Genomic DNA, 14,697 nt, shown 5'->3' on the forward strand with positions numbered 1-14,697 from the left:
GGCGAGAGCCGCTCGATCCGACGGTCATGCGGAAAACCATCAGAGGCCGTGGCCTCTCGAACAACTGAAGAAGGAAAAGAGCCATGCGCCACGGTTTCAAAGGCCGTCGTTTCGCCCGCAGCATCAGCCACCGCAAGTCGATGTTCGCCAACCTCGCCGTGTCTCTGATCGAGCACGAGCAGATCGTCACCACCCTGCCGAAGGCAAAGGACCTGCGTCCGATCGTCGAGAAGCTGGTGACGCTCGGCAAGCGCGGCGACCTGCACGCCCGCCGCCAGGTGATCGCGCAGATCGGTAATGAAGGCGTCGTCAAGCGCCTGTTCGAGACCCTCGCCCCGCGCTACGCCACCCGCAACGGCGGCTACCTGCGCATCATGAAGGCCGGCTTCCGCAAAGGCGACAACGCCGCCATGGCGGTCATCGAATTCGTCGATCGCGACACCTCGGCCAAGGGCGCCGGCGACCGCGCCCGTCTCGAGGCTGAAGGCGCCAATGAGGAAGCCGCTGCCGCCTGAGGCCAGCGTTTTCATCAATGACTTCAAGGGGCCTACGGGCCCCTTTTGCATTTGGAAGAGGTTTGAGCCGGGCGCGTGGAATTTCACTTCCAGCTTCACGCTTTTGCGCGACAAGTGTCGCAATTATGTGCATTAGCCTTTCATTCTGCACAATCGTCGAGACAATGGCGCCCGATCTGGAGGGATTCGAAAATGCAGCTCAAACGACTGTTTCTTGTTGCCGCCCTGGCCGTCTTCGCCGCGGCACCGGCCACAAGACAGGCTTTTGCCGAGGACGCCGCCAAGCCGGCCGATCCGGGTCTTTCCGACGTGCTGACCGATCTCTTGCATGGCGTCGAAGGCGAGAACGGCACGTCCAGCCCGGACAAGCGCGTGCCGTTCGGCCGCGAGCAAGTGCAGCTCTCATTCGCGCCGCTGGTCAAGCAGACGGCCCCGGCCGTCGTCAATGTCTATGCCTCGCAGACCGCCAAGGTGACCTCGCCCTTCGAGGGCGATCCCTTCTTCGAGGAATTCTTCGGCCGCGCCCAGCCGCGCGCGCAGTCCTCGCTGGGCTCCGGCGTGCTGGTCGATCCGAGCGGTGTGATCGTCACCAACTTCCACGTCATCAAGGACGCCGACGAGGTGAAGGTTGCAACCGCGGACGGACGCGAGTTCACCTCCAAGGTCATGCTCAAGGACGAGACGCTCGATCTCGCCGTGCTCAAGATCTCGGCCGACAAGCCGTTCCCGGTGATCGCCATCGGCGATTCCGACGCGCTTGAGGTCGGCGACCTGGTGCTCGCCATCGGCAACCCGTTCGGCGTCGGCCAGACCACCACCAGCGGCATCGTCTCGGCGCTTGCCCGCAGCCATATCGGCGTCTCGGATTCGGGCTATTTCATCCAGACCGATGCCGCCATCAATCCCGGCAACTCGGGCGGCGCCCTTATCAACATGGGCGGCCAACTGGTCGGCATCAACACGGCGATCTACAGCCGCAGCGGTGGCTCGATCGGCATCGGCTTCGCCATTCCCTCGAACATGGTCCGCGCCTTCGCCGACGCCGCCAAGGCCGGCCTCGATTTCTTCGAGCGTCCCTATATCGGCGCCGAATTCGAGATGGTGACGCCGCAGATCGCCGAATCGCTCGGCATGGAGAAGCCGACCGGTGCCCTGGTGTCGTCGGTTGACGCCACGGGGCCGGCGGGCAAGGCGGGGCTCAAGGCGGGCGATGTCATCCTATCGCTCAACAACACGCCGGTCGAAAGCATCGAGGCCCTCGACTACCGCATGGCGACGCTGTCGATCGGTACCAAGGCGACCTTCGCCGTGCTGAGCAAGGGGCAGCAGGCGACGTTGGAAATCCCACTGGAGCGCGCGCCGGAAGGCGCCAAGCCCAGTGAAGTGACCTTGCGTGGCCGCAGTCCCTTTTCCGGCGCCAAGGTCGCGGAACTGTCGCCCAGGCTTGCCCAGAGGCTTGGCCTGCGCACCGATCTCAAGGGCGTCACCGTCATCGATATCAGCCGCGATTCGCCGGCCGCCGATTTCGGCTTCCAGCCCGGCGATATCGTGCGCGAGGTGAACGGCACCACCATCGACACCGCGGCGACGCTGGCACAGGTTGCCCAGCAGGACACGCGCTGGTGGCGCTTTACCGTCGAGCGTGGCGGGCAGATACTGCGTCAGGTATTGCGTTATTGAGGCGATCCAAGGGATCGTCCTCTAGCCTTGAAGACATGAATGGCCGATCTGTTCAGTTCCGATGAACCGGAGAAAGCGCCACCTGGACGGCCGCTTGCCGACCGATTGCGCCCCAAAAACCTCGGCGAGGTCGTCGGCCAGGAGCATCTGACTGGCCCCGACGGCGCGCTGACCAGGCTGATCGATTCCGGTTCGCTCGGCTCGATGATCTTCTGGGGTCCGCCCGGCACTGGCAAGACGACCGTGGCGCGGCTGCTGGCCGGTGAGACCAATCTTGCCTTCGAGCAGATCTCGGCCGTGTTTTCCGGCGTCGCGGACCTCAAGAAAGTCTTCGAGGCGGCGAAGCTGAGGCGCTCCAACGGCCGCCAGACGCTGCTCTTCGTCGACGAGATCCATCGCTTCAACCGCGCCCAGCAGGACGGTTTCCTCCCGGTGATGGAAGACGGCACGGTGGTGCTGGTGGGCGCCACGACGGAGAACCCGTCCTTCGAGCTGAACGCAGCGCTTCTGTCGCGCGCGCGTGTGCTGGTGTTCCGTTCGCTGGGCGAGGAAAGCATCGCCAAGCTTCTGGCGCGGGCGGAAGAAACCGAGGGCAGGGCGCTGCCGCTCGATGACGAAGCGCGTGCCATGCTCATCCGCATGGCTGACGGCGACGGCCGCGCCTCGCTAACGCTGGCCGAGGAAGTCTGGCGCGCCGCCAAGAAAGGCGAAGTGTTCGGCCCGGAGGGCCTGCAGCGCGTCATCCAGCGCCGCGCCCCGATCTACGACAAGGGCCAGGACGGCCATTACAATCTGATCTCGGCGCTGCATAAATCGGTGCGCGGCTCCGATCCGGATGCGGCGCTCTACTATCTTGCCCGCATGTTCGATGCCGGCGAGGACCCGCTCTACCTCGGCCGCCGGCTCGTGCGCATGGCGGTGGAGGATATCGGGCTCGCCGATCCGCAAGCGCTTGTAGTCGCCAATGCAGCCAAGGACGCCTATGACTATCTGGGTTCTCCCGAAGGCGAGCTCGCCTTCGCCCAGGCCGCCGTCTATCTGGCCACCGCGCCGAAATCCAACGCCGTCTACAACGCCTTCAAGGCCGCGACCGCGGCCGCCAAGGAGTTCGGCTCGCTGCTGCCGCCCAAGCACATCCTCAACGCGCCCACCAAGCTGATGAAGCAGGAGGATTACGGCGCCGGCTATCGCTACGACCATGACGAGCCGGACGCGTTTTCGGGCCAGGACTATTTTCCGGAAAAGATGGGTCGGCGCACTTTCTACGATCCGCCGGAGCGCGGTTTCGAGCGCGACATCCGCAAGCGGCTGGAATACTGGGCAAAGCTGCGCAGCGAACGGAACAGCTGAGTTGTGCAGCCCAATGGTCGGCCGCCGTGGCGGACCACGTGCGGCGGCATTGTGCCGGGAAACAAAAAATCTTATCAAGACGCACGGCTGGCGGGGGTCGCCGTGATTTTGTCTCATGGAACAGGATCGCGCTCCCGCGCGAATGACAATGAAAAAGAAAACCGTCAAGTCGCTCCGCAAGGCCGCCATCGCGGTCGTGGTTCTCGCGCTCGCCTTCTACTTCATCCCGATCCTGGCGACGATCTGGGTCGTCTGCGGCCTGATCGATGTCATGCGCAACGACCAGAAGAACCTGAATCTGTTCGAGCGCTACTTCCTCGGCAATGGCCTGTTCACCTGGCTGTTGTCGCCATTCAACCTGATCGTCGACCTTCTCTGCTACCGCAACCCCGGTGTCTGGAAGCCCGAGCAGTTCCCCGAGGACTATCAGCGCGAGATCAACGAGGTGCTGGGCGTCTTCAAGGCCCGCAAGGACGAGATCATCGCAGACATCGACGCCAATTTCGGCGCCGGCCGGCGCGGCATGTATGTCTACCAGTGGTACGGCAAGCACAAGATCGACAACGTTCCCGAATTCAACAAGGACTACAAATACATCAAGACGATCGCGGTATCCGTTTTCAGCAAGCGCGAATCCACGTCCTGGCATTTCGGTCCGCTGCGGCTCAGCCTGCGCATCCTCTACAATCTGATTCCGGTGCAGGCGGAAATCTTCGTTCAGTGCGGCAGCAAGAAGAACTACTGGTACGACAACCCGCTGTTCATCTTCGACGACACGCTGTTCCACCGCTCGGTCAACGAATATGACGGCCGCCGCTACTGCGTCTTCGTCGACATCATCCGCCCGTCTCCGTTCCCGAAGCTGATCGCGGGGCTTCTCGCCATCGTATCGGTCAGTGTGGAGCGCATCAATTCCGTCTTCTACAAGAACTGGAAGATGATCGGCTCGTCCAAGCCGAAGGCGGCCGCCAACTGACTTGGCGCCTCGCCCTGGTTCGGCCGGCACATCGGCCGAACCGCCAATCTGCTCTTGAACCAACGTCGTATGGCGCCAACGAGCGACGATCTTTAGAAAGTCCAGGCCAGTAATAGGAAATGCCGGGCGGTTTCGACCGGGATTGCGCCAAATCAAATACCTGTTGCGGCCAGCGGTTCTATAAAAGGGCCGGGCAGCTGTGGCGTCGGAAATGTTCTGGCGAATATGGCGACGGAGCAGAGGGAGGTTCTGCTCGCCGGGAGGATAGCGTTGGGCGGACTGCAAGCAGCCGGTCATGCGGATTTTATCGAGGCATCGATCGCTAAGAGCGATGCGGCCCATTCGGCGCTGATCGCCTCCTGGCGACGATCACTCCAGCTACACGGTCTCGACCCGGCCGAACGGAAGGCACCCAGGCGATTGACTGAAGGCGAACTGCGGCTTGCGAGGCAGCGCACCGAACAACTCGTCCGCGCCGCCGAAGGGAGCCTCAATCGACTGTACCTCGCCGTCGGCGGTGTCGGCTGCTGCGTGATGATGGCAGACCGCGACGGCATCCCGCTCGAGCGCAGGGGGGCGGTTGCCGACGATGAAACATTCGATGAATGGGGTCTATGGACCGGCACGGTCTGGAGCGAGGAGAGCGAGGGCACCAATGGGATCGGCACCTGCATTGCCGACCAACGGGCACTGACCATCCACCGCGACCAGCACTTCTTTTCGCGCAACACGCTGCTCAGCTGCACCACGGCGCCGGTCTACGACCACGAAGGCAATCTGGCGGCCGCGCTCGACGTGTCGTCCTGCCGCTCGGACCTTACCGAAGGCTTCGTCCAGCTCATCGCCATTGCGGTCGGCGATGCCGCCCGCCGGATCGAGGCGGAGAATTTCCGGCTGGCGTTCGCGAATGCCCGCATCCTTCTTGCGCCGCTTGGCGAGCGCAGCACGGGCGCGCTGATCGCGGTCGACTCGGATGATCTGGTGATCGGTGCCACGCGCTCCGCGCGCCTGGCGCTCGGCATAACGCGCGAAACGCTGGCCAAGGGATTGCTGGCTGCCGATGTCCTTGGCGATCCTGCGAAGGGTGCCGAAGACCTCGACGACGCGGAGCGCAGCGTGCTGCAGCGGGCACTGGCGCGCGCCGGCGGCAATGTCTCGGCGGCGGCCCAAAACCTCGGCATTTCGCGCGCGACACTGCATCGCAAGCTCGCACGTTTCGCCATCCGGCGCCCGCATTGATTTCCCGGACCTGACCTTTCATTTAAGTGAAATGACCTGTCGCAGTTCTGCGACACTTGGCGGCCATGATCGCCCCACCATGGGCTGACAAACCGAAGACTATCCGCGACCCTTTCCTCCTGACGCGCCGCATCCCGCGGCGTGCTTCTTTGGGAGGAAGTGATGAACAAGGTGGAATTTTCGCGTACGGCCAAGGTTCCTTTCGCCAAGCGCTACGACAACTTTATCGGCGGCAAGTGGATGGCGCCGCACGCCGGCAGATATTTCGAAAACATCTCGCCGGTCACCGGTCGCCCGCTGGGCGAGATCGCCCGCTCGGATGCAACGGACGTCGAGGCGGCGCTCGATGCTGCGCACAAGGCCAAGGATGCCTGGGGCAAGACCAGTCCAGCGGCCCGCGCGCTGATCCTCAACCGCATCGCCGACCGGATGGAGGACAACCTCGACCTGCTGGCGCTCGCCGAGACCTGGGACAACGGCAAGCCGATCCGCGAGACGACCGCGGCGGACCTTCCCTTAGCCATCGACCATTTCCGCTATTTCGCCGGTGTGCTGCGCAGCCAGGAGGGCTCGATCTCCGAGATCGACCACGACACCGTCGCCTACCACTTCCACGAGCCGCTCGGCGTCGTCGGCCAGATCATCCCGTGGAACTTCCCGCTGCTGATGGCGGTGTGGAAGCTGGCGCCGGCGCTTGCCGCCGGCAACTGCGTGGTGCTGAAACCCGCCGAGCAGACACCGGCGACGATCATGCTGTGGGCCGACCTGATCGGCGACCTTCTGCCCGAAGGCGTGCTCAACATCGTCAACGGCTTCGGCCTGGAGGCCGGCAAGCCGCTCGCTTCGTCGAACCGCATCGCCAAGATCGCCTTCACCGGGGAGACCACGACGGGCCGGCTGATTTCGCAATATGCCAGCCAGAACCTCATTCCGGTGACGCTCGAACTTGGCGGCAAGTCGCCCAACATCTTCTTCCAGGACGTGACGGCGGAAGACGACGATTTCTTCGATAAGGCGATCGAGGGCTTCGTCATGTTCGCGCTCAACCAGGGCGAGGTCTGCACATGCCCGAGCCGCGCGCTGGTGCATGAGAAGATCTACGACAAGTTCATCGAGCGCGCGCTGAAGCGCGTCGAGGCGATCGTCCAGGGCGATCCGCTCGATCCCGCCACCATGATCGGCGCGCAGGCATCGAGCGAGCAGCTGGAAAAGATCCTGTCCTACTTCGACATCGGCCGCCAGGAAGGCGCCGAAGTGCTGACAGGCGGCGAGCAAGCCCATCTGCCTGGCGATCTTGCCGGTGGCTACTACGTCAAGCCGACCGTGTTCAAGGGCAACAACAAGATGCGCATCTTCCAGGAGGAGATCTTTGGCCCCGTCGTGTCCGTGACGACCTTCAAGGACGATGACGAGGCGCTGTCGATCGCCAACGACACGCTCTACGGACTGGGCGCCGGCATCTGGAGCCGCGACGCGAACCGCTGCTACCGCTTCGGCCGCGCCATCCAGGCCGGACGCGTGTGGACCAACTGCTATCATGCCTATCCGGCGCATGCCGCCTTCGGTGGCTACAAGCAGTCCGGCATCGGCCGCGAGACGCACAAGATGATGCTCGACCACTACCAGCAGACCAAGAACATGCTGGTCAGCTACAGCCCCAAGAAGCTCGGCTTCTTCTGATCCTCCCAGGGCGAAGGGAGGGCGCGGCTCACCCGCGCTCTCCCGTCATTCGGAGGAGGATTCTATGGGCAACGCTTCGTTGGGCAAAGTGTCGGCCACGCCGGAGGCTAAGGCGCTGCTGGCCGAGATCATCGCAGATCACGGCCCGGTTCTGTTCCACCAGTCCGGCGGTTGCTGCGACGGCTCCTCGCCGATGTGCTACCCGCGCGCAGAGTTCATGATCGGCGACAATGATGTGCAGCTCGGCGAGATCGTCGACACGCCGGTCTATATCAGCGCCGCGCAATTCGAGGCGTGGAAGCACACCGACCTGATCATCGATGTGGTGAAGGGCAGGGGCGGCATGTTCTCGCTCGACAATGGCCGCGAGAAACGGTTCCTGACGCGTTCGACCATCTGCGCCGTCCTGCCGCCATCTTCCGGCAACTGAGCGAACAGCGCGACGATTGGGGTAATCGTCAGGCTTTCTTGGGTCTTTGGCTCGCAACCCGCTCGCCTTAGTGCTATGGCGCCGCTTTCAAACGGAAAAGCGTATCCATGGCAGGTGTTGAACAGATCACGGTTGAGGCCGGCGAGGCGGGCATGCGGCTCGACCGGTGGTTCAAGGTCCATTATCCGGGCCTCGGCTTCGGCCACCTGCAGAAACTGCTTCGGTCCGGCCAGATCCGCGTCGATGGCGGCCGGGTGAAGGCCGACACGCGCGTCGAACCCGGCCAGTCCGTCCGCGTTCCGCCGCTCGACGTCGACAAGAAGGGCGATGCACCTCTCACCGGCCACTCGATCCGCAACCAGGGCGATGCCGACGTGCTCGCCAAGATGCTGTTGCACGAGGACCCGAAAGTCTTCGTCTTCAACAAGCCGGCCGGCCTGGCCGTGCAGGGCGGCTCCGGCGTCACCCGCAATGTCGACGACATGCTGGAGGCCTGGCGCAACCAGAAGGGCGAGAAACCGCGGCTTGTCCACCGTCTCGACCGCGACACGTCCGGGGTGCTGGTCGTTGCCCGCACCCGTCTTGCCGCGATGAAGCTTTCGGAAGCGTTCCGGGCGCGCGAGACCAAGAAGACCTATTGGGCGCTGGTCAAGGGCGTGCCGCCCAAGCGCGAGGACAAGATCTCGACCTGGCTGATCAAGGAGCCGACGGAGGATGGCGACCGCGTGCGTGTGGCCGCGCATGGCGAGAAGGGCGCCGACCATGCCGTCTCCTACTATCGTGTCATCGAGCAGGCAGCGCAGACGATGACCTGGCTGGAGATGGAGCCCTATACCGGCCGCACCCACCAGCTGCGCGTTCACGCCGCCTACATAGGTTGCCCGATCATCGGCGACCCCAAATATTTCGAGGCCGATACCAACTGGGATTTTCCGGGTGGCATTCAAAACCGCCTGCACCTGCACGCGCGCCGCATTATCATCCCGCACCCGGACCAGGGCGTCATCGACGTCACGGCGCCGCTGCCGCCGCATATGCGGCAGAGCTGGAACCTGATCGGCTTCGACGACGCCAGCGCGGAGGACTGACTTGGCTATCGCCTCGGCACTGGACCGTCGCGATGCAGTCGACATGGCCGCGGCTGCCATCATGGTCGGGCTGACCTTTTCCTGGGGCCTGAACTACGTCGCCGCCAAGATCTCCTATGCAGGTTACGACCCTGTCTTCGTCTCGATCGCGCGTTCGCTCATCGGGGGAGCCTGTGTGCTTGGCTGGTGCCGGCTGCGCGGCATCAAGCTGTTCGAAAGGGACGGGACGCTGGTTGCCGGCATCGTCGTCGGCGCGCTCTTCGGTGTTGAGTTCCTGTGCCTTTATATCGGGCTCGAGCACACGACCGTTGCCCGCAACACGCTGTTGGTCAACACCATGCCGTTCTGGGTGCTGATCGGCGGCCATTTCCTGCTTGGTGAGCGCATCAACGCGCGCAAGCTCGGAGGGCTTGTTCTCGCTTTCTGCGGCCTTGCGGCGGTTTTCTCCGACGGCATCGCAGCCGGCCGCGACGCGACGCTGACGGGTGATCTGCTCAGTCTCGGCTCGGGCATTCTCTGGGCGGCGACCAGTATCTCCATAAAGCGGTCGAAACTGGTGGAAACCAACGCCGAAAAGCTTCTGCTCTATCAGCTTGCGGGTGCAACTGTCGTCGGCCTGCTGGTGATACCCTTCGCCGGCCCGCCGATCCGCGCGGTTGCCGCCTTGCCGACACTGGCGCTGCTCTTCCAGTCTTTCTATATCGTTGCCTTCACCTATGTGTTGTGGTTCTGGCTGCTCACGCGCTATCCGGCCGCCGGTCTGTCGAGCTTCGCCTTCCTGTCGCCGGTGTTCGGCGTCCTGTGCGGCGCGGTGCTGTTGGGCGAGCCGCCGACAGTCAGGATAATCCTGGCGCTCGGCCTGATCGCCGCGGGATTGATCATCGTCAACCGCCCGGCGCGCAGGCAGCCCGCACCGTAGACAGCCCGCCGGACGGCTAGCTGTCTATCTCTTTGCTTTGACGCAATTCCGGATGGAAAACCGCTTCACACTTTTCCTGGAATTGTTTTAAGGAGTTCGGCATGCGCGACATCCTCGAAGACCTCGAAGCCGGAAAGCTGTTGTCCGATCCCGATCCGGTGCGACGCGCCCAGATCCAGATGAAGACGCCATTGCCGAAGCGCTTCTACAAGGCCGTTTCGGTGGCTCCCGTCGAGAATGGTTTTGCCGTTCATCTGGACGGCCGGTCGGTGCGCACGCCTGGCAAAGCCGTGATGGTGCTCCCGACCGAAAAGGCAGCCGCGCTCGTGGCCGATGAATTCAGCGCGCAGACCGAGGTCATCGATCCCGTGACGATGCCTGTCATGCGGCTCGTCAACACCGCCATCGACGGCGTCGCCTCCGATCCGCAGGCAGTGCTGGAGGATGTGCTGCGCTTCGCCTCGTCCGATCTTTTGTGCTACCGGGCGGACGGTCCACAAGGGCTGGTCGATCGCCAGAACAAGCTCTGGGACCCGGTGCTCGACTGGGCGCGGGGCAGCCTTGGCGCACGCTTCAACCTTGCCGAAGGCGTCATCCATGTCGAGCAGCCGCGCGAGGCGATCGCCATCCTCGGCGCGCATCTTGGCCAGCGTGCCGAGCCGATGCGGCTGGCCGCCATCCACGTCATGACGTCCCTGACCGGTTCGGCGCTGCTGGCGCTGGCCGTCGATTTCGGCGAGCTCGACGGCGAGGAAGCTTGGCTTGCTGCCCATGTCGACGAGGACTGGCAGATCGAGCATTGGGGCCAGGATGCGGAGGCCCTGGCGCGCCGCTCGGCCCGCAACCGCGACATGATGGCGGCGGTCAGCCTGCTCGAGGCGCTGCAAGGCTAGAGCAATGCCAGGAAAAGTGCGCTGCGGTTGGGCCCGGCGCCTTCGCCGTAGCCTTCCGTCCGGAATTGCGTAAAACAAAAACCTGGAGTGGATCGGCGCTCCCCGCAGCCGAGACACTCCGCGCGCGGCATCGCTTTCGCAGCGCACCTAATACCAAAGTCATAATCCCATTGTCGCGGTGCCTTTGGCCCGCCCTTTCTGTCATTTTTTGCTTCGTTGGCTGCGTTTTGAGTCCGCGTTCGGAGGACGGTGGCGCGCAGCCACCGAGGACAGACGGGATCTCACGGGAGGATTTATCAATGGCAATGGCATCGACCGCCGGCAGAACCAGCCGCGGCATGACGCGGGAGGAGAAGAAGGTCATCTTCGCTTCCTCGCTCGGCACCGTTTTCGAGTGGTATGATTTCTATCTTTACGGCTCGCTCGCCGCCTTCATCGGCTCGACCTTTTTCAGTCCGGCGATCCCGGAAGCGACGCGCAACATCTTTGCGCTGCTGGCTTTTGCCGCAGGCTTCCTCGTGCGTCCGTTCGGCGCGCTGGTGTTCGGCCGCATCGGCGATCTCGTCGGCCGCAAATACACCTTCCTCGTCACCATGACGATCATGGGCCTGTCGACCTTCCTGGTCGGCCTGCTGCCCGGCTACGCCAGTTGGGGCATTGCTGCACCGGTGATCCTGATCGGGCTGCGCATGCTGCAGGGCCTGGCGCTCGGCGGCGAATATGGCGGCGCCGCGACCTATGTCGCCGAACATGCGCCGGACGACCGCCGCGGCTACTACACGTCCTGGATCCAGACCACGGCGACGCTCGGCCTGTTCCTGTCGCTGATCATCATCCTGATCGTACAGGGCTCGCTCAGCAAGGAAACCTACGCCGCCTGGGGCTGGCGCATTCCCTTCATCGTTTCTTTCGCGCTGCTCGCCGTCTCGATCTGGATCCGGCTGTCGCTCTCGGAGTCGCCGACCTTCCAGCGCATGAAGGATGAGGGAAAGGGATCCAAGGCGCCGCTGTCGGAAGCCTTCGGCCAGTGGAAGAACGCCAAGATCGCGCTGCTGGCGCTGCTTGGCCTCACCGCCGGCCAGGCCGTGATCTGGTACAATGGTCAGTTCTATGCGCTTTTCTTCCTCACCAACGTGCTGAAGGTCGAAGCGCAGTCGGTCAACATCATGATCGCGATTGCGCTGGCGATCGGTTCTATCTTCTTCGTCGTGTTCGGCTGGCTGTCCGACAAGATCGGCCGCAAGCCGATCATCATGGCCGGCCTTGCTTTGGGCATCGTGTGCACCTTCCCGCTGTTCAAGGCGCTGACCTGGGCTGCCAACCCGGCTCTGGCCACCGCGCAGCAGAACACCCGCGCGACGGTGACGGCCGCGCCCGGCGACTGCAAGTTCCAGTTCAACCCGGTCGGCACGGCGAAGTTCACGACATCCTGCGATATCGCGACTTCGTTCCTGACCAAGAACTCGGTGCCGTATGACGTGGTGACCACGGCAGCACCTGGCACGGCTGCCACGGTCAAGATCGGCAACGAGACGGTCGACTCCTACGACGCCGTCGCCGCCGGCGATCAGGCCAAGGCCAAGGAGGCGGCCTTCCAGAAGGCGGTGAACATGTCGCTGCGGGACGGCGGCTATCCGCTGAAACGCGCCGCGGCCAAGGTGCCGGACCAGAAGCTCGACGCCTTTATCGCGGCCAATCCCGAACTGAAGCTCGACGCCGCGGCCATCCGTGGCGGCGAGAAGACCACGGTTCCGGTCGACAAGGCGATCGCCGACAAGCTCTTGACCAAGGACGAGGTAGCCGGCGCGCCGGAAGTCACCGTCTACAACATCCCGGCCGGCGGCGCCTTCGCCATGACCGCCGATCCTGCCGCCATCAACTGGCCGGTGACGATCGGCATCCTGTTCATCCTGGTGCTGTTCGTCACCATGGTCTACGGGCCGATCGCCGCGATCCTGGTCGAGATGTTCCCGACCCGCATCCGCTACACCGGCATGTCGCTGCCTTACCATATCGGCAACGGCTGGTTCGGCGGTCTGCTGCCGGCGACGGTGTTCGCACTGAGCGCCTACAAGGGTGATATCTATTACGGTCTCTGGTACCCGGTGATCATCGCGGCGATGTCGCTCATCATCGGCTTGATCTTCGTCAGGGATACGCTCGGCACCGACCTGAACGCCAAGGACTGATATCAGTCAATCCGCTCAAACAGAAAGCCCGGCGCGAGCGATCGCGCCGGGCTTTTCCGTTCATGGAACTCAAAGAGGCGGATCAGCTCTTGCGCTGATTTTCTTCCTCGACGGCCGCTTCGTGGTACCAGCCGTCGAAATCGGCATGCTCGCCGCGAAGCGTTGCAAGCTCTGCCGCGAATTTGGCCTTGGCGCCTAAATTTGAGGCAGACTTCCGCCCTGCCAGCGGGAACATCAGGATTTTTGCTGACGGGCGCGATTGCATGACTTGCATTGGCGACCTCCTTGCTTGTCCAGGGACTTGCCGATTCAACTTACCAGGCAAGATAGGTCATGCGATTCATTTAGGCAATATGACTACAAAAAGATCATTATTTGCCAAATATTTGTGCAGAAATATCGATTGAGCGATCCGGGCGCAGTGTTGAGACGGCTGAGCAAAATCAACGCCTTGCAATGATCATTTTGCCGCACCCGCCGAAGGCGGAATGGCATACGAATTGCTTTTTAACCATCGGCAGGTCGGCAAGCCCGGCCATGCGTTGACGCCGCTCACTTGCGGCGCCCAAGCAACGAGAGGCACTGGAATGACCAAATACAAGCTCGAGTATATCTGGCTCGACGGATACGTCCCGACCCCCAGCCTGCGTGGCAAGACCCAGATCAAGGAATTCGCCGAATTCCCGAAGCTGGAGCAGCTGCCGCTGTGGGGCTTCGATGGCTCGTCCACCAACCAGGCCGAGGGCCACAGCTCCGACTGCGTGCTGAAGCCTGTCGCGGTCTACCCGGATCCGGCCCGCACCAATGGCGCGCTGGTCATGTGCGAAGTCATGATGCCCGATGGCGTGACGCCGCATGTCTCCAACAAGCGCGCCACCATCCTCGACGACGAGGGCGCCTGGTTCGGCTTCGAGCAGGAGTATTTCTTCTACAAGGACGGCCGTCCGCTCGGCTTCCCTGAGAGCGGCTACCCGGCGCCGCAGGGCCCGTATTACACCGGCGTCGGCTACAAGAATGTCGGCGATGTCGCTCGCAAGATCGTCGAGGAGCATCTCGACCTCTGCCTCGCCGCCGGCATCAATCATGAAGGCATCAACGCCGAAGTGGCGAAGGGCCAGTGGGAATTCCAGATCTTCGGCAAGGGCTCCAAGAAGGCCGCCGACCAGATGTGGATGGCCCGCTACCTGCTGCTGCGCTTGACCGAGCAATACGGCATCGACATCGAGTTCCACTGCAAGCCGCTCGGCGACACGGACTGGAACGGTTCGGGCATGCACTGCAACTTCTCCACCACCTACATGCGCGAAGTCGGCGGCAAGGCGTATTTCGAGGCGCTGATGGCGCAGTTCGACAAGAACCTGATGGATCACATCGCCGTCTACGGCCCGGACAACGACAAGCGCCTGACCGGCAAGCACGAAACCGCGCCGTGGAACAAGTTCAGCTACGGCGTCGCCGACCGCGGCGCTTCGATCCGCGTGCCGCACTCCTTCGTCAAGAACGACTACAAGGGCTATCTGGAAGACCGTCGCCCGAACTCGCAGGGCGACCCCTACCAGATCGCCTCGCAGGTCCTGAAGACGATCTCCGAGGTTTCGACCGCAGCCGTTTCGGCTGCCGCCTGATTTCTCGTTGCGCGGGCCTCGTCTGCGCCAGATGGGATTCAATAGTGAAAGGCCCCCGGCGTTCTCCGCCGAGGGCCTTTTGCATGGTAATTGCCGGCGAGAGAGCTCCGCCC

General features: G+C 63.2%; 13 protein-coding genes. 12 read left to right on the forward strand and 1 reads right to left on the reverse strand.

The genetic code is table 11. From position 1 onward, the window contains the following. The first annotated feature begins 83 nt into the window (after positions 1–83). The 11 genes from rplQ (at position 84) to WDX12_RS26565 (ending at position 12,959) form a co-directional block, all read left to right on the forward strand. The gene (gene rplQ / locus WDX12_RS26515) at positions 84–515 is read left to right on the forward strand and encodes a 50S ribosomal protein L17 (RefSeq protein ID WP_217570559.1); all 432 of its coding nucleotides are present in this window, start codon (positions 84–86) and stop codon (positions 513–515) included. 192 nt (positions 516–707) lie between these two features. Continuing rightward, the gene (locus tag WDX12_RS26520; RefSeq protein WP_320297969.1) at positions 708–2,195 is read left to right on the forward strand and encodes a DegQ family serine endoprotease; all 1,488 of its coding nucleotides are present in this window, start codon (positions 708–710) and stop codon (positions 2,193–2,195) included. Positions 2,196–2,234: 39 nt separating this feature from the next. Beyond that, entirely contained in the window at positions 2,235–3,545 is a 1,311-nt protein-coding gene (locus WDX12_RS26525; protein ID WP_320297968.1) for a replication-associated recombination protein A, read from the forward strand. Positions 3,546–3,693: 148 nt separating this feature from the next. Then, complete coding sequence (locus tag WDX12_RS26530; protein WP_320297967.1) at positions 3,694–4,521, forward strand: aspartyl/asparaginyl beta-hydroxylase domain-containing protein; 828 nt, start codon at positions 3,694–3,696, stop codon at positions 4,519–4,521. 270 nt (positions 4,522–4,791) lie between these two features. Continuing rightward, positions 4,792–5,760: a helix-turn-helix domain-containing protein gene (locus WDX12_RS26535; protein WP_320297966.1), complete on the forward strand. Its 969-nt coding sequence runs from the start codon at positions 4,792–4,794 to the stop codon at positions 5,758–5,760. A gap of 162 nt (positions 5,761–5,922) precedes the next feature. Continuing rightward, positions 5,923–7,440 (forward strand): aldehyde dehydrogenase, encoded by a 1,518-nt coding sequence (adh, locus tag WDX12_RS26540; RefSeq protein ID WP_320297965.1) that lies wholly within the window; start codon positions 5,923–5,925, stop codon positions 7,438–7,440. A gap of 64 nt (positions 7,441–7,504) precedes the next feature. After that, complete coding sequence (locus WDX12_RS26545; RefSeq protein ID WP_434722576.1) at positions 7,505–7,870, forward strand: DUF779 domain-containing protein; 366 nt, start codon at positions 7,505–7,507, stop codon at positions 7,868–7,870. Positions 7,871–7,977: 107 nt separating this feature from the next. Further along, a complete protein-coding gene (locus WDX12_RS26550) occupies positions 7,978–8,958 on the forward strand; it encodes an RluA family pseudouridine synthase (RefSeq protein ID WP_434722577.1) in 981 nt (326 codons plus the stop codon). A 43-nt stretch (positions 8,959–9,001) separates the two neighbouring features. Continuing rightward, positions 9,002–9,877 carry a DMT family transporter gene (locus tag WDX12_RS26555; RefSeq protein WP_434725712.1) on the forward strand — a complete coding sequence of 292 codons (876 nt, stop codon included), beginning with the start codon at positions 9,002–9,004 and terminating at the stop codon, positions 9,875–9,877. Between the two features lie 101 nt (positions 9,878–9,978). Further along, positions 9,979–10,770 carry an ATP12 family chaperone protein gene (locus tag WDX12_RS26560; RefSeq protein ID WP_434722578.1) on the forward strand — a complete coding sequence of 264 codons (792 nt, stop codon included), beginning with the start codon at positions 9,979–9,981 and terminating at the stop codon, positions 10,768–10,770. A 299-nt stretch (positions 10,771–11,069) separates the two neighbouring features. Then, positions 11,070–12,959: an MFS transporter gene (locus WDX12_RS26565; protein WP_320297961.1), complete on the forward strand. Its 1,890-nt coding sequence runs from the start codon at positions 11,070–11,072 to the stop codon at positions 12,957–12,959. Between the two features lie 82 nt (positions 12,960–13,041). Here WDX12_RS26565 and WDX12_RS26570 read toward each other — a convergent pair whose 3' ends face one another. Further along, positions 13,042–13,233, reverse strand: coding sequence for a DUF2735 domain-containing protein (locus WDX12_RS26570; protein ID WP_292223387.1), 192 nt, complete (start codon positions 13,231–13,233; stop codon positions 13,042–13,044). A gap of 313 nt (positions 13,234–13,546) precedes the next feature. On the opposite strand from WDX12_RS26570, the gene WDX12_RS26575 reads away from it, so the two are divergent. Then, complete coding sequence (locus tag WDX12_RS26575; RefSeq protein ID WP_434722579.1) at positions 13,547–14,584, forward strand: glutamine synthetase beta-grasp domain-containing protein; 1,038 nt, start codon at positions 13,547–13,549, stop codon at positions 14,582–14,584. The last annotated feature ends 113 nt before the right edge of the window (positions 14,585–14,697 follow it).

This window comes from Mesorhizobium sp. RIZ17 (assembly GCF_051127865.1).
Taxonomy (GTDB): Bacteria; Pseudomonadota; Alphaproteobacteria; order Rhizobiales; family Rhizobiaceae; genus Mesorhizobium; species Mesorhizobium humile.